The organism is Methylobacterium sp. J-078 (genome assembly GCF_022829285.1).
In the GTDB taxonomy this organism is placed as follows: domain Bacteria; phylum Pseudomonadota; class Alphaproteobacteria; order Rhizobiales; family Beijerinckiaceae; genus Methylobacterium.
Genome location: NZ_JAKSYI010000078.1, coordinates 1 through 18499, shown reverse-complemented (window position 1 = coordinate 18499; position 18499 = coordinate 1). Strand labels below are relative to the sequence as shown.

18 protein-coding genes and 1 pseudogene are annotated in these 18499 nt (G+C 70.3%); 6 read left to right on the top strand and 13 right to left on the bottom strand.

The features are described from left to right. Positions 1–246: 246 nt before the first annotated feature. The gene (locus MKK58_RS12945) at positions 247–1458 is read right to left on the bottom strand and encodes a DNA topoisomerase IB (RefSeq protein WP_243912442.1); all 1212 of its coding nucleotides are present in this window, start codon (positions 1456–1458) and stop codon (positions 247–249) included. An 88-nt stretch (positions 1459–1546) separates the two neighbouring features. Between MKK58_RS12945 and MKK58_RS12940 the strand changes: the two genes are divergently transcribed. Further along, positions 1547–2149 carry a hypothetical protein gene (locus tag MKK58_RS12940; protein WP_238280075.1) on the top strand — a complete coding sequence of 201 codons (603 nt, stop codon included), beginning with the start codon at positions 1547–1549 and terminating at the stop codon, positions 2147–2149. After that, positions 2146–2820: a class I SAM-dependent methyltransferase gene (locus MKK58_RS12935; protein WP_243912441.1), complete on the top strand. Its 675-nt coding sequence runs from the start codon at positions 2146–2148 to the stop codon at positions 2818–2820. Before MKK58_RS12940 ends, MKK58_RS12935 begins: the two co-directional genes overlap by 4 nt. Before the next feature lie 4 nt (positions 2821–2824). On the opposite strand, the gene MKK58_RS12930 is transcribed toward MKK58_RS12935, so the two are convergent. Both MKK58_RS12930 and MKK58_RS12925 read right to left on the bottom strand, forming a co-directional pair. Beyond that, on the bottom strand, positions 2825–3247 hold the full coding sequence (locus MKK58_RS12930) for a DoxX family protein (RefSeq protein ID WP_243912440.1): 423 nt from the start codon (positions 3245–3247) through the stop codon (positions 2825–2827). A gap of 132 nt (positions 3248–3379) precedes the next feature. After that, a complete protein-coding gene (locus MKK58_RS12925) occupies positions 3380–3676 on the bottom strand; it encodes a DUF3572 domain-containing protein (protein WP_238280073.1) in 297 nt (98 codons plus the stop codon). 81 nt (positions 3677–3757) lie between these two features. Here MKK58_RS12925 and MKK58_RS12920 point away from each other — a divergent pair, with 81 nt between their 5' ends. After that, entirely contained in the window at positions 3758–4138 is a 381-nt protein-coding gene (locus MKK58_RS12920; RefSeq protein WP_238280072.1) for a response regulator, read from the top strand. Between the two features lie 64 nt (positions 4139–4202). Next, a complete protein-coding gene (locus MKK58_RS12915) occupies positions 4203–5576 on the top strand; it encodes a PleD family two-component system response regulator (RefSeq protein ID WP_243912439.1) in 1374 nt (457 codons plus the stop codon). A 22-nt stretch (positions 5577–5598) separates the two neighbouring features. Here the strand turns inward: MKK58_RS12915 and MKK58_RS12910 are convergent, their stop codons facing one another. The 4 genes from MKK58_RS12910 to MKK58_RS12895 form a co-directional block, all read right to left on the bottom strand. Further along, positions 5599–6189 carry a DUF2059 domain-containing protein gene (locus tag MKK58_RS12910; RefSeq protein ID WP_243912438.1) on the bottom strand — a complete coding sequence of 197 codons (591 nt, stop codon included), beginning with the start codon at positions 6187–6189 and terminating at the stop codon, positions 5599–5601. A 60-nt stretch (positions 6190–6249) separates the two neighbouring features. Then, positions 6250–6957: a ribose-5-phosphate isomerase RpiA gene (gene rpiA / locus MKK58_RS12905; protein ID WP_243912437.1), complete on the bottom strand. Its 708-nt coding sequence runs from the start codon at positions 6955–6957 to the stop codon at positions 6250–6252. 192 nt (positions 6958–7149) lie between these two features. Beyond that, a complete protein-coding gene (locus MKK58_RS12900) occupies positions 7150–9096 on the bottom strand; it encodes a YgiQ family radical SAM protein (RefSeq protein ID WP_243912485.1) in 1947 nt (648 codons plus the stop codon). Positions 9097–9352: 256 nt separating this feature from the next. After that, a complete protein-coding gene (locus MKK58_RS12895; protein WP_243912436.1) occupies positions 9353–9895 on the bottom strand; it encodes a hypothetical protein in 543 nt (180 codons plus the stop codon). A 240-nt stretch (positions 9896–10135) separates the two neighbouring features. Here MKK58_RS12895 and MKK58_RS12890 point away from each other — a divergent pair, with 240 nt between their 5' ends. Then, positions 10136–12925, top strand: coding sequence for a [protein-PII] uridylyltransferase (locus MKK58_RS12890; protein WP_243912435.1), 2790 nt, complete (start codon positions 10136–10138; stop codon positions 12923–12925). A gap of 85 nt (positions 12926–13010) precedes the next feature. Then, positions 13011–13649, top strand: a complete 639-nt coding sequence (gene grpE / locus MKK58_RS12885; RefSeq protein WP_409565241.1) for a nucleotide exchange factor GrpE — start codon at positions 13011–13013, stop codon at positions 13647–13649. Positions 13650–13823: 174 nt separating this feature from the next. Here the strand turns inward: grpE and MKK58_RS12880 are convergent, their stop codons facing one another. The 6 genes and pseudogenes from MKK58_RS12880 to MKK58_RS12855 form a co-directional block, all read right to left on the bottom strand. After that, a complete protein-coding gene (locus MKK58_RS12880; protein WP_243912433.1) occupies positions 13824–14783 on the bottom strand; it encodes a hypothetical protein in 960 nt (319 codons plus the stop codon). A gap of 118 nt (positions 14784–14901) precedes the next feature. Next, a complete protein-coding gene (locus MKK58_RS12875) occupies positions 14902–15579 on the bottom strand; it encodes an alpha-ketoglutarate-dependent dioxygenase AlkB (protein WP_243912432.1) in 678 nt (225 codons plus the stop codon). A gap of 11 nt (positions 15580–15590) precedes the next feature. Continuing rightward, on the bottom strand, positions 15591–16229 hold the full coding sequence (locus MKK58_RS12870) for a 2,3-bisphosphoglycerate-dependent phosphoglycerate mutase (RefSeq protein WP_238280062.1): 639 nt from the start codon (positions 16227–16229) through the stop codon (positions 15591–15593). Between the two features lie 165 nt (positions 16230–16394). Then, on the bottom strand, positions 16395–17192 hold the full coding sequence (dapB, locus tag MKK58_RS12865) for a 4-hydroxy-tetrahydrodipicolinate reductase (RefSeq protein WP_243912431.1): 798 nt from the start codon (positions 17190–17192) through the stop codon (positions 16395–16397). Between the two features lie 126 nt (positions 17193–17318). After that, positions 17319–18074, bottom strand: a complete 756-nt coding sequence (locus tag MKK58_RS12860) for a hypothetical protein (RefSeq protein WP_243912430.1) — start codon at positions 18072–18074, stop codon at positions 17319–17321. A 297-nt stretch (positions 18075–18371) separates the two neighbouring features. Next, a pseudogene (locus MKK58_RS12855) lies at positions 18372–18499 on the bottom strand (IS630 family transposase); the annotation flags it as partial.

Genomic DNA, 18499 nt, shown 5'->3' with positions numbered 1-18499 from the left:
ACGGCCCGCGTGCCCAAACGACACGGGGGAAGCGGGTTCGTCATGGTTGATTGCCCTCCACGCGTCTCCCTCTCCCCCTTGCGGGAGAGGGTGGCCCGCGAAGCGGGTCGGGCCGGGACGAAGTCCCGCGAGAGGGGAGCGCCTTATTCGGAGAGGTCGCCCCCTCTCCCGCCTGCTCCGCAGGCACCCTCCCCCGCAGAGGGGGGAGGGGCGCGCGCCGAGGCCGAGCTTTCTCGCAACTTCGAATCAGGCAGCCTGGCCCTGGCCGGACTCCGGTGCCGCCGCACGTGCCTTGGCCGCCTTCGCGACCCGCTTGCGCGCCGCCGTCCCGGCCTTCTTGGCCGTACCCTGGTCCGAAAGGTCGCGCCCCCGTCCGTCCTTCACCCCGGACAGGCGGGCCTGAAGCAGGCCGAGCACGGCGGCCTCCTCGGGCTTCAGCCCGCCGAGGTCCGCGCGCAATTCGTCCTCCACCGCGTCCTTGATCTGCAGGAGGAGCGCGCCCTCGAGGTAGCAGTCGAGCACCTGAGGGTGGATGTAGCACTTGCGGCAGATGGTCGGCGTGTTGCCGAGCCGCGCGGCGACGCCCTCGATGGCGGCGCGCAGGTTCTTCTTGGCCTTGGCCTCGCTGTCGAAAGCCTCGAATTCCTGCAGCGCCAGGGCGGCCAGCACCGTCCCGGCCCAAGTCCGGAAATCCTTGGCGGTGATGTCCTGAGCCGTGATCTCGCGCAGGTACGCGTTCACGTCCGCCGAGGTCACGTCACGTACGGTGCCGTCGGCGTCGCGGTACTGGAACAGCTCCTGGCCCGGCAGGTCCTGGCAGGCCTTGACGATGCGGGCGACGCGCCGGTCCTTGAGGCCGAGGTCCCAGGTCTTGCCGCTCTTGCCCTTGAACCGGAAGGTGAGCTCCGAGCCCTCGATCCGGGCATGCCGGTCGCGCAGCGTGGTGAGGCCGAAGCTCTTGTTGGTGCGGGCGTAATCGTCGTTGCCGACGCGGATCAGCGTGGTCTCCAAGAGGTGGACCACGGTCGCCAGCACCTTTTCGCGGGGGAGGTCGCGCTTGCCCATATCGGCATCCACCCGGGCGCGGATGGCCGGGAGCGCGTCGGCGAAAGCCATGACGTGCTCGAACTTGGTGAGATCGCGGGCGGCGCGGAAATCCGGGTGGTAGCGGTACTGCTTGCGCCCCTTCGCGTCGCGTCCCGTCGCCTGGATGTGGCCGTTGGCCCGGGGACAGATCCACACGTCGGTATAGGCCGGCGGGATCGCCAGCGAGCGGATGCGCGCAAGGGTCTTCGCGTCCCGCACCGGCCGATCCTTCGCGTCGCGATAGCTGAAGCCCGTCCCGCTCTTCCGGCGCGTCAGCCCCGGCATCGCGTCGTCCACGTAGCGCAGGCCCGCCTCCTCGGCGGCGTCGCGGGGGTCGGCGACCGTGCCCTCTTCGTCGCGCGCCGTGGCCATGCTGGCTCCCGTCCCTGTGATGATTCGTTGGCCGTCAACGGAGCCGCGCCATGCGCTGTTCCGGGCGGGGCGTGCTACATCCGGTCCGATGGATAACCCCGCTCCCGGCGGCGCGCCCCGCCGCCTCGTCCTCCTCGCCCCCGACGATACGGGCTTCGCGGCCCGCTTCCTCCCCCTGGTGGCGGCGGCCCGGTCCGCCGGGCTCGCCGCGACGGTGGTGACGCGGGTGGATGCGCATCGCGGGGCGATCGAGGCGGCAGGCGCCCGTGTCGTGCCCTTCGCGCTCGGGACCTCGCGGATCAACCCGATGGCGGCGGGCTACGAGGCGGGGCAGCTCGCCGGCATCCTCAAGGCCCTGGAGGCCGACCTCCTCCACGCCATCGGCCTGCGGGCGATCGTGGTCGGCGGCACGGCGGCGGCGATGTCGGGGATCGGCGCGCGGATCTACCAGCCCGACGACCTCGCGGCGCTGGGCGCCCGCACCGATGCCGCCGGGCGCCTGACGCGCTTCACCTTACGTCAGGCGCTGCGGGGGGCGCTCGCCACCCGGACCACCCGGTACCTCTGCGAGACCACGGCGGATGCCGCCGCCCTGGGGCTCGACCCGGCTGACACGGCGCTGGCCCTGGTGGGCGCGGACGGGCTCGGAGCCGCCGCCGCGACGCTCTACGGCGAGTTCGCCCGGGCATGAGCGCGAAAACCAGGATCGCTTCGGCCGATCCCCTCGCCTTCATCCGGGCCAACACCCGGCTGCGCCCGGTGCCGCACGCGCCCGAGATCGTCCTGCACGTGGCCGACGAGGCCACCGAGCTCTGGCAGAAGACCGAGGACGAATTGTCGGCGATCGGCCTGCCGCCGCCGTTCTGGGCCTTCGCCTGGGCCGGCGGGCAGGCGCTGGCCCGCTACGTCCTCGACAATCCCGGTCTCGTCGCGGGGCGCCGGGTGCTCGATTTCGCCTCGGGCTCGGGCCTCGTCGCCATCGCGGCGGCGCGGGCCGGCGCGCTCCACGTCACCGCCAGCGACCTCGACCCCTTCGCGATCCCGGCCATCGGCCTCAACGCGGCGGCCAACGGCGTCGCGGAGCGGATCGAGGCGGTGTCGCGCGACCTCATCGGCTCCGATCCGGGCTCGGCCGTGGTGCTGGCCGCCGACATCTTCTACGAGCAGGACCTCGCGGGCCGCGTCACGGGCTGGCTCTCCGGCCTGCACGCGCGGGGCGCCACGGTGCTGCTGGGCGATCCCGGCCGCTCCTACCTGCCCCGCGACCGGCTCACCGAACTCGCCACCTACACGGTGCCGGTGAGCCGCTCCCTGGAGGATGCGGAGATCAAGCGCAGCAGCGTCTGGCGCTTCAGCGCCTGATCCCTCAGATCCGGCCGCGGCGCTGCGCGTCGAGGCTCCAGGGGCCGGCGCCGGCGGCGGCGAAGTAGAGGAAGACGAAGCAGAACAGGATCGCGGCATCGCCCCCGTTCAGCGCCGGGAACGGGCTCTTCGGGGCGTGGGCCAGGAAATACGCCACCGCCATCTGGCCCGAGAGCAGGAAGGCCACCGGCCGGGTGAAGAGGCCGAGGACGATCAGCGCCCCGCCCACGAGCTCGAGGCAGCCGGCGATGCCGGGCAGCGACAGGAGCTCGGGCGCCGCTCCGCCGCCCATGCGGGCGGGAAAGCCGAACAGCTTCTGCGTGCCGTGCTCCAGGAACAGCAGGCCGCTCATGATGCGCAGGACGCTGAGGAGGCGCGGGGCCCAGGTGGCCGAGAGGGAGGTGGCCGAGAGGGCGGCGAGGTTCATGATCGGGGGATCTCCGGATACCGGTGCGCGACGAGTTGAGCCGCCGAGCCATACCGCGCCGCAGCGGAGGCGGCGACCCTCGACCCGCCATTCGCGCGGGGATATCGTTCGGCCGAAGTGCGGCCGGAGCCGTCACATCCCGTCGTCGAAGTCCGGCGGGCCGAGCTTGCGCCAGGCCGCCGCGATCCGCTCGGGCTTGACGTCGAGGGCCTCGGCGCAGGCCAGCAGTGTCGCCTCGTCGGCCATGATATGGTCGAGGATGCCCGCCAGGAATCCGGGGTCCTGAGCGCTCGCCCGCAGGGTGTCGGGAGTCACGCCGGTGGCCTCTAGGAAAGGAAACAGGCGCTCGTCGTCGGTGGCCATCCAGGCGAGGGCCGCCAGGGCGAGGCCCTCCGGCCCGTCCTCTCCCCCATGGGGTTTGCGTTTCATCAACATGTATCCGCTAAATCTCCTAGGGCGGGGCATGCGTCGAACGACAATGGGCCGTCCACGCACCGGGAACAACGGGCCATGAAGAAGACCGTGCTCATCGTTGAGGACAACGAACTCAATATGAAGCTCTTCAACGACCTGTTGGAGGGGCATGGCTATGCCACGTTGAAGACGGCCAACGGCATCGAGGCGATCGAGCTCGCCCGCGCCCACCGCCCCGACCTCATCCTCATGGACATCCAGCTGCCCGAGGTCTCCGGACTGGAGGTCACGAAGTGGCTCAAGGAGGACGACGACCTCAAGGGCATTCCGGTCATTGCCATCACGGCCTTCGCCATGAAGGGCGACGAGGAACGCATCCGCGAGGGCGGGTGCGAGGCCTACCTGTCGAAACCGATCTCGGTCGCGAAGTTCCTCGCGACCGTGCGTCAGTACCTCGGCGACAGCCGCCCCGCCTGACACAAGCGGCCCTCGCACACGCCGTCCCCCGACGACCCAGACCACGATGCCCGCGCGAGGACCGATGTCGGCCCGAATCCTGATCGTCGATGATCTCTTCCCGAACGTGAAGCTCCTGGAGACCAAGCTCTCGCTGGAATACTTCGACGTGCTCGCGGCGATGAACGGGCCCGACGCCCTGGCGATCTGCGAGAAGGGCCTGTGCGACCTCGTGCTCCTCGACGTGATGATGCCGGGCATGGACGGCTTCGAGGTCTGCCGGCGCCTCAAGAGCAACCCCAACACCGCCCACCTGCCGGTGGTCATGGTCACCGCCCTCGACCAGCCCTCGGACCGCCTGCGGGGCCTCGATGCGGGCGCCGACGACTTCCTCACCAAGCCCATCGACGACACCGCCCTGTTCACCCGCGTGCGCAGCCTCGTGCGCCTGAAGGCCGTGACGGACGAGTTGCGCTCCCGCGCCATGGCCTCGCGGGATTTCGGCATGGGCGACCCCCTGGCGCTCGCCGCCGCCGAGACCGGCCTCGACGCCTCGATCCTCCTCGTGGAGGACCGCCCCGGCTCCGCCGACCGCCTCGCGGCCGCGCTCGGCCAGCACCATACGCTGACCGTGGAGGCCGACCCCCACAAGGCCCTGGTGCTCGCCACGGAAGGGGCCTTCGACCTCGCCCTGGTCAGCCTCGACCTCCGGGGCTTCGACGGCCTGCGCCTGTGCAGCCAGCTGCGCTCCCTCGATCGCACCCGGACCATGCCCGTGATGATGATCGCCGAGGCTCACGATCGGGCGCGGGTGACCCGGGGCCTCGAATTCGGCGTGCACGACTACCTGATGCGGCCCGTGGACCGGAACGAGCTCGTGGCCCGGGTGCGCACGCAGGTGCGCCGCCGCCGCTTCTCCGACACCCTGCGGGGCGCCGTGCAGGCCTCGATGGAGCTCGCCATCACCGACGGCCTGACGGGCCTGCACAACCGGCGCTATCTCGACAGCCATCTCGGGGCGCTGTTCCGGGAGGCGACCCTGCGCAACCGCCCCGTGGCGGCCCTGATGCTCGACATCGACCGGTTCAAGACGATCAACGACACCTTCGGTCACGAGGCCGGCGACGAGGTGCTCAAGGCCTTCGCCGACCGCGTCCGCACGCATACCCGCGGCATCGACATCGTGGCCCGCTACGGCGGCGAGGAGATCGTCATCATCCTGCCCGACGCCGAGGCCGAGGGCGCCTACGGCATCGCCGAGCGCATCCGCGAGCGCATCGAGCTCGTGCCCTTCGCGATCCAGCGCGACACCCGCACCGTCTCCGTCACCGTCTCCATCGGGGTATCCTGGCGCCGCCCGGGCGATGCCGACCCCGCCGACATGCTCAAGCGCGCCGATGTGGCGCTCTACCGGGCGAAAAGCGCCGGCCGCAACCGCGTCGAGGCCGCCGCGGCCTGAGCCGGCGGCCCCCGGCGGACCGTTACTGGAGCTGGTGGCCCTTCTTCGTCATCTCGGCGCGCACGCGAACCATGATGTATTCCGAGACCTCCTGGGTCCAGGTCTGCATGGCCCCGACCATGTCGTCGAGCACCTGCGGCTGGGTCTCGACGTAGCGCTTGCCGGCGGGCGAGCGGAAGAACGCCGCGACTTCCCCCAGTTCGGCCTCGCTCAGGCGGCTGGCGTAGATGCGCGCGGCGGTGTCGATCATCGACTGCTTCTGCATCTCCATCTCGGGCGCGAGGGAGGTCAGCACGGCGTTGAGGTCGTTGGTCAGCTCCGGCCGCGTCACCGCGTTCTGGCGGATCTGCTCGCTGAAGGCGGGGATGATCGAGTCGAACGAGCGGGCGATGCCGGAGCTCAGCATCACCTCGCGGGCGAGGGCGAGGTGATTCGGCGTGAAGGTCGGGGTCTGCGCGGCGGGCGTGCTCGGGGCCGGGGCCGGGGCGGCCGGCTTGGCGCCGGGCTTGGCCGCCGGCGGTTTCTGCGCCGGTGCCTGGGCGAGGGCCGGGACGGCGCCCGTCAGGATGAGGGTAATCAGGGGGGCGGCCAGGGCGGCGAGGCGGCGGGACATGGCGGACGCTCCGGAAAGGATCAGGGCAAGGGGATGAGGCGAGGCGGGCGGGGGGCGCCCTCAGACGGTTCCGAGCCGGGTCACCACGGCCTGCCCGTCCCGGGCCTCGGCCAGGATGGCGCCGGTGGCAAGGCCGAGGAACAGGCCGTGCTCGACCACGCCCGGCACGGCCCAGAGGGCGGCCGAGAGGGCTTCCGGATCGGGAATGCGGCCGAGATGGGCATCGAGGATGTGGTGGCCGCCATCGGTGACGAACGGTGCGCCGTCGCGGGCCCGCAGGACGAGTTCGCCCGTGCAGCCGCCGGCCCGCAGGGCGGCGGCGACGGCGCGCCGGGTGGCGCCGAGGCCGAAGGCGTTGACCTCGACCGGCAGCGGGAAGGCGCCCAGGGTGTCGACGCGCTTGGCGCCGTCCGCGATCACCACCATGCGGCGGCTGGCGAAGGCCACGATCTTCTCGCGCAGCAGTGCCCCGCCGCCGCCCTTCACGAGGCGCATCGCGGCGTCGATCTCGTCGGCCCCGTCGATGGTGAGGTCGAGCTCGGGCATCTCCTCCAGGGTGGCGAGGCGGATGCCGGCGGCCTCGGCCGCGACCCGGGTCGCCTCCGAGGTTGGCACGCCGACGACGTCGAGCCCGGCGCGCACGCGTTCGCCCAGCAGTTCGACGAAGACGTTGGCGGTGGAGCCGGTGCCGATCCCGAGCCGCATGCCGGGCGTGACGAGCCCGACGGCGACCTCGGCGGCGGCGCGGCGGAGATCCGGGCCGCTCACGCGGACGCTCTGCGGGCCGGGGAGGGGAGGGCGTTCGGCATGGGACGGCTCGGGCGAGGGACGAGGAGGGGCGCGGCCGGGCAACGGGCGCGACCACCGGCTTGAGGTTGAGCCCCTAGCATGCCCGGGCGGCCCGTCCAACGCGCCCGAGAAGCGCCCCTGGAACACCCGGTGACCGGGCGCGCCGGACCGTCACTTCCGCAGCGGGATGCCCTTCGTGGTGAAACGCGGCGCACCCGGATGGCGTGAGGGGCGCGGTTGCCCGCCCGCCTTGCCCGCCCCCGTTCCCGGCGGCTGCGCGGACGGCACGAGCTGGTCCGGCCTCGGCCCGATGAGATCCGCCCGGCCCATCGCCCGCAGCGCCTCGCGCAACACGGGCCAGTTCTCGGGGTCGTGGTAGCGCAGGAACGCCTTGTGCAGCCGGCGCTGCCGCAGCCCCTTGATCGCGTCGACGGGTTCGCTGCCGCCGCGCCGCACGCCCTCCAACGGATTGATCTCGGTGTGATACATGGTCGTGGCGGTCGCCATGGGGGACGGCAGGAAGGTCTGGACCTGATCGGCGCGATAGTCGTTCTTCTTGAGCCAGATCGCGAGGTTCATCATGTCCTCGTCCGTCGTGCCCGGATGGGCCGCGATGAAGTACGGGATCAGGTAGTATTTCTTGCCGGCCTTCTTGGCGGCGGCGTCGAACATCTCCTTGAAGCGGTCGTAGGTGCCGATGCCCGGCTTCATCATCAGGTCGAGGGGGCCGCGCTCGGTGTGCTCGGGCGCGATCTTCAGGCGCCCGCCGACGTGGTGGGTCACGAGTTCCTCGACGTATTCGGGGCTCCGGACCGCGAGGTCGTAGCGCACGCCCGACGCCACCATCACCTTCTTGACGCCCTCCACCTCGCGGACCTTGCGGTAGAGCCGGATCAGGTCGTCGTGCGAGGTGTTCAGGTTCGGGCAGATGTCCGGAAACACGCAGGACGGCAGCCGGCACGCGGCCTCGATCTTCGGGTCCTTGCAGGCCATCCGGTACATGTTCGCGGTCGGCCCGCCGACATCCGAGATCACGCCCGTAAAACCCGGTGTCTTGTCGCGGATCAGCTCGATCTCGCGCAGGATCGACTCCTCCGAGCGGTTCTGGATGACGCGGCCCTCGTGCTCGGTGATGGAGCAGAAGGTGCAGCCGCCAAAGCACCCGCGCATGATCGTCACCGAGAACTTGATCATGTCCCAGGCGGGGATCTTCGCGTCGCCGTAGGCGGGATGGGGCGCGCGGGCGTAGGGCAGGTCGTAGACCGCATCCATCTCCGCGCTGGAGAGCGGGATCGGCGGCGGGTTCAGCCACAGGTCGCGGTCGCCGTGGCGCTGGACGAGGGGGCGGGCGTTGCCGGGGTTGGCCTCCCGGTGCAGCACACGGCTCGCGCGGGCATAGGCCTCCTTGTCGTCCTTGACCTCGTCGTAGGCGGGGAGCCGGATCACGGTCTCGCCGGGCTTGCGGGCGGCGGCCTCGTCGGCCGAATCGAGATCGTCGGCGGGCAGCTCGGTGTAGTGCTCGGGCACGCGGCGGAACAGGGCGACGCCCCGGACGGAGTCGAGGTCGCGCGGCGCCTCGCCGGCCGCGAGGCGGTTCGCCACCTCGACCACGGCGCGCTCGGCATTGCCGTAGAGGAGGAGATCGGCCTTCGCGTCCGCCAGGATCGAGCGGCGCACCTTGTCGGACCAGTAATCGTAATGGGCGATGCGCCGCAGCGAAGCCTCGATGCCGCCGAGGATGATCGGCACGTCCTTGTAGGCCTCGCGGCAGCGCTGGGTGTAGACGATGGTGCAGCGGTCCGGGCGGGCGCCGCCTTCCCCGCCGGCCGTGTAGGCGTCGTCGCTGCGCAGGCGCCGGTCCGCCGTGTAGCGGTTCACCATCGAATCGAGGTTGCCGCCGGTGACGCCGAAGAACAGCGTCGGCCGGCCCAAGGCCCGGAACGGCTCGGCCGAGTGCCAGTCGGGCTGCGCGATGATGCCGACCCGGAACCCTTGCGCTTCGAGGAGCCGGCCGATGATCGCCATGCCGAAGCTCGGGTGATCCACGTAGGCGTCACCCGTCACCAGGACGATGTCGCAGGCGTCCCACCCGAGCCTGTCCATCTCGGCGCGGCTCATGGGCAGGAACGGCGCCGCCGTCCCGAGACGCGGCGGCTTGCAGGCGAGGGGAGCCACGGATCGGCTCGCGGACGCTTGGAGGTCGGAAGCTTGGAGGTCCATGGGGTGGGTGCATAAACCGTCAAGGCCGTGAGCTCAACGAATGTGGCCGCGAGCCGCGACGCTGTCGACGTGGCCGAGGCCCTCTGCCCGCCTGCGCCGCCGTCCGGTCAACGCCTGGTCACGGACGGCGGGAACGTACGCGCGCGCGGCGATCTCACCGCCCGCCCTGGGGCGGCGTCGCGCTGGGAACGGCGCGGCCCGGGGCGGGGCCGCTGGCGGGCTCGTCGGCGCCCGGGCTCGCGGGATTGGCCTGCGCGGTGCACACCACCGCCTCCTTCTGGAGCTGGACGTAGCAGATGCTCATCTCGCCCGTGCGATAATTGACCCGGAACACGCCCGCCTCGCGGGTGTGGCGCGAGGCGACGAGGCCGTATTGCGAGGGGGCCTGCGCACTCGCGCCCTCGCCCGCGCCGTAGCAGACGGTGAGGCCGACGCTGCCGACGGCGCCCTCGCGCAGGCCGTACTGGCAGGACGTGACCTCGCCCGTCACCGTGTCGACCCGGTAGACCCGGTTGAGGTCGATCTGGGGTGCCGGCACGAACTCGAACGAGGCTGCCCGGGCCGGCGCGCCGAAGGCCGCCAGGAGCCCGAAGGCCGCCAGGGCCGCCGCGACCGGGCGTGGGGGCAGCGCGTGGGGGCGCGCCGCTTGCAGGGTGGCGCGCAGGAAACGCAGGGACGAACGAAAGGTCGAGCGCATCGTGGGCCTTCATGAATGCCGGCCGGACGGGGCCGGGCCTGTCGTGGCGACGCGAAAGCGTCGGGAGAACGGCCAAAACCGTTACGGCGGCCTTGCGGCGCAACCGTGGCTCTTCGGCGCGGGCGCAGCGCTCGGGGCGCGCGTCGCACGGGGGAAATTCCGTCCGATCCCGCATCGGCCTTCCGCCGGGCGCGGTGAACCGGCTGGCGTCATTCCGCCAACATGCTAACGGGGTTGCCCATGTTCGACGCCGTCGCCGCCCTGAACGACATCCTCGAGAACCTGGACCGTGACGCCCGCGAGGCGACGCGCCTGCGGGCGGTGCTGGTGCCGGAACTGCGACGGGTGATCAAGCTGGGGCGGGCGGATGCCGAGGCGCGCCTCCTGGAGGAGCGCGACGGCATCGCCTGCGCCCGGCGCCTGAGCCGGCTCACCGACGCGGTGATCCGCACCATCCACGACGCGGTGGTCTGGCGGCTCTACCCGAACGACAACCCCTCCACGGGCGAGCAGCTCGCCGTGGTGGCCACCGGCGGCTACGGCCGGGGCACGATGGCGCCGGGCTCGGACATCGACCTCCTGTTCCTGCTCCCCTACAAGCAGACCGCCTGGTCCGAGAGCGTCGTCGAGGCGATGCTGTACGTGCTCTGGGACCTCAAGCTGAAGGTCGGCCACGCCACCCGTTCGGTGGAGGAGTGCCTGCGCGAGGGCCGGGCCGACATGACGATCCGGACCTCGCTCCTCGAGGCGCGCTACCTGTTCGGCACCCGCGCCCTGTTCGAGGAACTCGTCACCCGCTTCGACACCGAGCTGGTGATGTGGACGGCGCCCGAATTCGTCGAGGCCAAGCTGCGCGAGCGCGATGCGCGGGTCTCGAAGGCGGGCGCCTCGCGCTACCTCGTCGAGCCCAACGTGAAGGACGGCAAGGGGGGCCTGCGCGACCTCAACACCCTGTTCTGGATCGCCAAGTACACCTACCGGGTCCGCGACCAGAGCGAACTCGTGGCCGCCGGCCTGTTCACCCCGGAGGAGTACCGGGTGTTCGAGCGCTGCGACGAACTCCTGTGGCGGGTGCGCTGCCACATGCACTTCGTCACCGGCCGGGCCGAGGAGCGCCTGTCCTTCGGGTTGCAACCCAGGATCGCCGAGCGCTTCGGCTACGAGCCGCGCGGCGGCCTGTCCGGCGTCGAGCGCTTCATGAAGGCGTATTTCCTCATCGCCAAGGAGGTCGGCGACCTCACCGCCATCGTGTGCGCGGCGCTGGAGGCCCGCCACGCGAAGCGCACGCCCGTGCTCGACCGCTGGATCGGCCGGTTCCGGGACCGCTTCCGCGCCACCGCCATCGAGGCGGAGGACTTCGTCGACGACCACGGCCGGATCAACCTGCGTGCCGCCGACGCCTTCAGCCGCGATCCCGTCAACCTGATCCGGTTGTTCTGGCTCGCCGACCGGCACAACCTGCCGATTCACCCCGACGCGACCCGTGCGGCCAACCGCGCCCTGCGCCTCATCGGCCATTCCTTGAGGGCGGACGAGGAGGCCAACCGGCTCTTCCTCGACATCCTGACCTCGAAGAACTCGCCCGAGACCATCCTGCGGCTGATGAACGAGGCCGGCGTGCTCGGCCGCTTCATCCCGGATTTCGGCCGCATCGTCGCGATGATGCAGTTCAACATGTACCACCACTTCACGGTGGACGAGCACCTGCTGCGGGCCATCGGCGTGCTCTCGGCGATCGAATCGGGGCGCACCGAGGAGGAGCACCCGCTGGCCACCCGGCTCATCGACACGATCAGCCACCGGCGCGCGCTCTACGTCACGGTGCTCCTGCACGACATCGCCAAGGGCCGCCCGGAGGATCATTCCATCGCGGGGGCGGCGATCGCCGAGAAGCTCGGGCCCCGCTTCGGCCTCACCCCGGCCGAGACCGAGATGGTGGCCTGGCTGGTGGAGCACCACCTGCTGATGTCGATGACCGCCCAGAGCCGCGACCTCTCGGACCCCAAGACCATCGAGAAGTTCGCCGGGGTGGTGCAGACCCTGGAGCGCCTGAAGCTCCTCACCATCCTGACGGTGGCCGACATCAAGGCGGTCGGCCCCGGCGTCTGGACCGCCTGGAAGGGCACCCTGATCCGCACCCTCTACGACGAGACCGAGGTGGTGCTCTCCGGCGGCCATTCCGAGATCGCCCGCACGGACCGGGTGCGCCTGATCCAGATGGCCCTGCGCGAACAGCTCAGCGACTGGGAGTCGGAGGCCTTCGACGCCTACGCGGCGCGCCACAACCAGGCCTATTGGCTCAAGGTCGACACCACGCGCCAGTTCAAGCACGCGGGCTTCATCAAGGGGCTGACGGCGGAGGGGCGCACGGTGGCGACCGCCGCCGAGACGGACCCCGTGCGCGGCGTCACCGAGCTGACGATCTACTCGCCCGACCATCCGCGCCTGCTCGCCATCGTCACCGGGGCCTGCGCGGCCTCGGGGGGCAACATCGTCGACGCGCAGATCTTCACCACCACGGACGGCTTCGCCCTCGACTCGATCTTCATCTCGCGCGCCTTCGAGCGGGACGAGGACGAGCTGCGCCGGGCCGGCCGCATCACCACGGCCATCGCCAAGGCCCTGCGCGGCGAGATCCGCATCGCCGACCTCGTGGCCGACAAGCACCCCCCGAGCGAGCGGGCGCGGACCTTCCTGGTGCCGCCCGACATGGCGATCGACAACGCCCTGTCGAGCCGCGAGACCGTGATCGAGATCACCGGCCTCGACCGGCCGGGCCTGCTCTACGAGCTGACCACGGCGCTGAGCCGGCTCAGCCTCAACATCACCTCGGCCCATGTGGCGACCTTCGGCGAGCGGGCGGTGGACGTGTTCTACGTGACAGACCTCACCGGCACCCGGGTGACGCAGCCCGACCGCCAGGTGGCGATCCGCTCGGCCGTGATGGAGGTCTTCGCCGGGGACGTCGCGGCCCTGCGGGCCGAAGGGCTCGACGCGCTGATCGACTCGCCGCCCCCCCGGGAGGCGTGACCCCAGGCCGGGCGCGCTTGATTTCACGGCTTCGTCGCCTGATATCAGCGCCAACCCCGACACCCGTCCCCGACGATATTCCATGATGGCGAACGACATGCACGACGAGCGGCGCGACCCGACCCAGGCGGTCCATGAGACTCCGGGCGCGACTTCGGGCGAGACCTCAGGCGCCCCGCAGGCTCCGGAGAACCCCGCCGCCGAGGCGGCGCCCCAGGCCGACGCCCTGGCGCCCCTGCTGGCCGAGCGCGACGAGTTGAAGGACCGGGTCCTGCGCACGCTGGCCGAGATGGAGAATCTGCGCCGGCGCACCGAGCGCGAGGTCGCCGACGCCCGCGCCTACGCGGTCACGAACTTCGCCCGCGACCTCCTGAACTCCGCCGACAACATCCGGCGCGCCCTGGAGAGCATTCCCGAAGCGGACCGGGCGAGCGCCGATGGCGCTTTCAAGGCGCTGATCGACGGCATCGAGCTCACCGAGCGCGACCTCGCCAAGACCCTGGAGCGCCACGGCGTCAAGCTGATCGAACCGAAGGGCCAGCGCTTCGACCCGAACCGCCACCAGGCGATGTTCGAGGTGCCCGACCCCGAGGTTCCCACCGGCACCGTCGTCCAGGTCATGCAGGCGGGCTACGTCATCGGCGACCGCGTTCTGCGCCCCGCTCTGGTCGGCGTGGCAAAGGGCGGCCCGAAGCCGAGCGCGGCCCCGGCCGACGCGGCCTGAGCGGGCGTTTAGTCCACCTCGAAGGCACCTTCCCTGCACCTCCTCCCTCCCCCTTGAGGGGAGGGAGGAGGGTGGGGGTGGCTCCGCCGGCCTCCGCAGCGTGAGGGTCGCCTAACCACCCCCACCCCTGACCCCTCCTCCCTACAAGGGGGAGGGGAGCGCGTGTTCCGGCCCCTAGCGCAGCTGCACGCTGTCCACGACCTCGCGGAACTTCGCCAGCACGCCCTCGCGGTTCTCGGCCTTGACCACGCCGACCGCCCGCAGGTAGCCGTCCGGCGCGAAGCGGATCGTCTGCGAGATGACCACGGGCGTGCTCGAGGCCGTGTCCACGGCGCGCGCCACGATCTCGTGCCAGTCGACGCCGTTCTGGCGGTAGCTCTGGGCCCGCTCGATCACGAAGTCCTTCATCGTCTGGTTGGAGTAGAGGGCGGCGCGCGCGAAGGCGTCGCGCTGCTCCGTGGCCGGCGGCGGCTGCACGGCCTGCGCCAGCACCAGGATCGGCTGCTCCAGGCCGAGCATCTCGTCCTTCGTCCCTTGCGTCAGCAGCACCGAGTTGCCGGCGAGCACCCGCACGGGCCGGAAGCCGGCCTCGTTGCCGATGCGGAAGGGCAGGGCGGCGACCTGCTGCTCCAGGCTGAGCGCCGGGCGGATGTGGATGCCGGTGAGAAGCCGCTTCATGGTCTCCTCGGTCGCGGCGTCGGGCGTCGCCTGCGCGATGATGATGCCGGTGACGGTCGGATCGCCGACCAGCAGCATCCATTTCTTGATCGTGGGCGTGCCGGCGGATTCCAGGGCCGGCTGCTCGCCGGTGAACAGCACCGCGTCGACGTCGCCCGCGACCTTGATGGCCTGCCGGCTCGAGACGACGAAGCCCTGCGCCTTCAGGTTCTCGTCGGTGAAGTTGGTCTCGAGGTCGGCGAACGCGTTGGCCGGCAGTTCCACCACCGAGACCGTCGCCCCGCCCTCCAGCCGCTCCAGCCCGGAGAAGCGCTTCGAGGAGACCATGTCGGAGGGCGGATCGAAGCCGAAGCGCGAGCTCGGTGGGAACACCGGGTCGGCCGCCAGGGCGGGGCCGGTCAGCCCCAGGACGAGGGCCAGGATCGAGATGGGACGGACGAGGTTACGCAGACGCATCGCATCGATTCTCCGCAAGGCCCCGGTCGCGCGCCGGGCAGGTCGGCCGGCGCGTCCGCCAGGGTGGGCGCGCCGCCGTGAAGCTGACGCGATGGGTCGGCCCACAACCCCGCCGCTGTCAAGCGCCCGAGGGCCGCGTCACGCGTCGCAGGGTCAGGTTGCAGCGGCCGCCCGGCGGTAGAGCACGCATCGGCGCCAAGCCGGCGCCCCCGTGCAGCAGGTCGGGCGCCTCCGGGATCAGCCGGTCCACCCCGTGGTGGATCAGGCGGGCGGGGCCGCCGATCACGAGAGCGTCACCGGCGCGCAGGCGCACCGAACGGGTCGGATCGTTGCGTGCGAGGCCGCCGTAGCGGAACAGGGCGGTGGCCCCGAGCGACAGCGAGACCACGGGTGCGTCGAAATCGTCCTCGTCCCGGTCCTGGTGCAGGCCCATGCGGGCCCCGCTGGCGTAGAGATTGACGAGGCAGGCCTCGGGAGGGGCCGGATAGCCCGAGAGGGCCTCCCAGGCGGCCAGGGCCACGTCCGGGATCGGCGGCCAGGGCCGTCCCGTCCCGGGATGGTGGGGCTGGTAGCGGTAGCCCGCGCGGTCGGAAACCCAGCCGAGGGGGCCACAATTCGACATCCGCACCGAGAACGGACGCCCGTTGGCCGGCATGCAGGGCGTGTAGGCTGGCGCCCGCTTCAGCGCCGCGTCCAGCGCGGCGGCGAGGCGCGCCTGCGCCGCCCCGTCGAGGTAGCCCGGGACATGGATCAGGCCGGGAACGAGGGCGATCCCGGCCGGAGCATCCGGCGCCACGGCGAGGGAAGTCAGACCTTGTGGTCGATGTCGTGCTCCAGCACCGTCTTGCTCTCCACCGTGGTGTCGGCCTTGAGCTGGTAGACGAGCGGGATACCGGTGGCGATCTCGAGGCTGGCGATGGTCTTCGTGGTCATGCCGTCGAGCACCATCACGAGGGCGCGCAGCGAGTTGCCGTGCGCGGCCACCAGCACGCGCTCGCCCGCCATGACGCGGGGCAGGATGAACTGGATGTAGTAGGGCAGCACGCGGGCGGCGGTGTCCTTGAGGCTCTCGCCGCCGGGGGGCGGCACGTCGTAGGAGCGGCGCCACTGGTGGACCTGGGCGTCGCCCCAGCGCTCGCGGGCATCGTCCTTGTTGAGGCCGGAGAGGTCGCCGTAGTCGCGCTCGTTCAGGGCCTCGTTGCGGATGGTCTCGATGTCGCCGAGGTCCATCTCCTCCAGGATCAGCGCGCAGGTGCGCTGAGCCCGCTTGAGGTTCGAGGTGAAGGCCACGTCGAAGCCGTAGCCCTGCTCCTTGAGCCAGCGCCCGGCGTTGCGTGCCTCCTCGACGCCCAGATCCGTCAGCTCGGGGTCACGCCAGCCCGTGAACAGCTTCTTGAGATTCCAGTCGCTCTGGCCGTGGCGAGCGAGGACGAGAAGGCGCTCCATCGGGGGACGATCCTCTTGGTCTCTGACGGGTTGGGTCTGCGAGACGGGGTGGGGGCTGGTATCTGCCACATGTTGCAGCGCAACGAAACCGTGACGCGCGCGCTCATGCGCGCCTCAATCTGAATGGCGGATGACGCGCGATCGGCGCCCGGTCCCGGGCTGGCATCAGAGCCCGAGCACGTCGGCCATGCCGTAGAGGCCCGGCGGCTTGTCGAAGGCCCAGAGGGCGGCCCGCACGGCGCCGCGGGCGAAGATCGCCCGGTCCTCGGCGTGGTGGCTCACCGTTATGCGCTCGCCCGGTCCGGCGAAGACCACGCTGTGGTCGCCCACCACCGTGCCGCCGCGCAGGGTGGCGAAGCCGATGTCGCCCGGCCGGCGGGCGCCCGTATGGCCGTCCCGCGTCGAGACGCGGGTGTCGGAGAGCACCACGCCGCGCCCCTCCGCCGCCGCCTCGCCCAGCAGCAGCGCGGTGCCCGAGGGAGCGTCCACCTTCATGCGGTGGTGCATCTCGACGATCTCGATGTCGAAATCCTCGCCGAGGGCCGCCGCCATCTTCCGCACGAGGCCGGCGACGAGGTTGATGCCCAGCGACATGTTGCCCGAGCGCACGACGCGGGCGTGGTGGGCGGCCGCCGCCAGTTTGGCGAGATCCGCCTCCTGCATCCCCGTGGTGCCGACCACGTGGACGATCCGGGCCTGGGCGGCGAGTTCGGCGAAGAAGCTGGTGGCGGCGGGCGCCGTGAAATCGAGGACGCCCTCGGCCGCCGCGAAGACGGGCAGGGGATCGTCCGTGACGTGCACGCCGAGCGCGCCGACGCCCGCCAGCGTCCCGGCATCCTGCCCCAGGGCGGGGGATCCCTCCCGCTCGATGGCGCCCGACAGGGTGCAGCCCTCGGTCTCCGCCACCGCGCGGATCAGCATCCGCCCCATTCGCCCGTCGGCGCCGACCACCACGAGCCGCATGCTTGGCCTCGCCTTCCTGTCGCAATCGGGCCTGCGGTACATCCTCGAGGCCTGAGGGACAAGGATGGGCCGGGTTGGGTGCTCGGTTGGAGTGCCGTCGGGAGGTAAGCTCCGGGCGGAAAGTGGTCAGTATGGCTCGCGCGGGGCGACATCCAGTTCGGCCAGGATCGTTTCAGCAGCCACGGTGAGTTCCGGCCAGCCCGGAAGATAGGAGAATATATACCTTTTTCCGGTGCTGTCTTGCAACTCAGATCCTCTCGCATGCATGGCTTCAACCATACGACGGAAAAGCTCGGACTGTGAGAAGTTTCCATATAATTGTTCGAGATTTTTTCTCAGATTGTATTCGATCAGGTCGCCATCTCCGCTCATGTAGACAACCAACTTAAACAATAAATCCTCGACTTCCTTGCTTCGTCCATGGGCTTCAACGATTTCTTGCACAATGCTGCCTTGCTGGGGCCCGTTCTGGTCCTGCCAGACATCCAGGAAGCGCGTGTAAAGCGGGACGAAATCCAGATGCATCACCGCAAGAATGCTCAAGGGAACTTCACCCAAAAGCACCTCCTCAGCTTCCAGGATTGACGTGTCCTCCTCAGCGAGGTGGCGTAAGAGCAGCCGCTCCACGTCTTCCAGCCATGCGCGAAGATCATTCAAAGTCTCTGGATGCCGGGCGAGGTCGGCCCAGGCGCTTATGTTAGGCGGAGCCCACGGATTGAACTCTTCCTCACCGGATCGCCACGTTCCAGATAGATCAATGGCCCTGTAGTATAGAGATTCTTTGCCCAGACTGCTCGCGATCTTTGCGAGTGCCTTGTGAAGATCCTTGATGGTTTCGACGTGTGTGCCGCTGTTACGGATGCTCAATACGATCGACAGCATTTCTGCGTCATGAATTACGTGTACTGACAAAGCTAAATCTCCATATGTCTAATATGGGTATGATAAAAAATCGTTCTTAATAGATTAAGAGCCTGAGATGGATCTATGGGGCGATGTAGGTCGCAGGGACTGGGAAAGGTCGGACCTCAGCAGAGCCCTGCCCATCGCGGTCCGGCCATGTACCTGCACGGCACCAATCGCCGACCGAGCGCAGCCATCGGTCTGGACCAACGAGACCGGGCATGCGCCGGATCTCCATCGTCAATCGAGGTAAGACCGCCGACCTAGTGCTCTGACTCAGACGGATGGTTCAGGAGCTCGGCTGAGGGCGTCGAAGATTGCAGAGGCGGGTTTAGTCCAGATGAAGGGCTTTGGGCTACGGTTGTGCTCGGCGATGTAGCGATTGATGGCGACCTGCAGGTCGA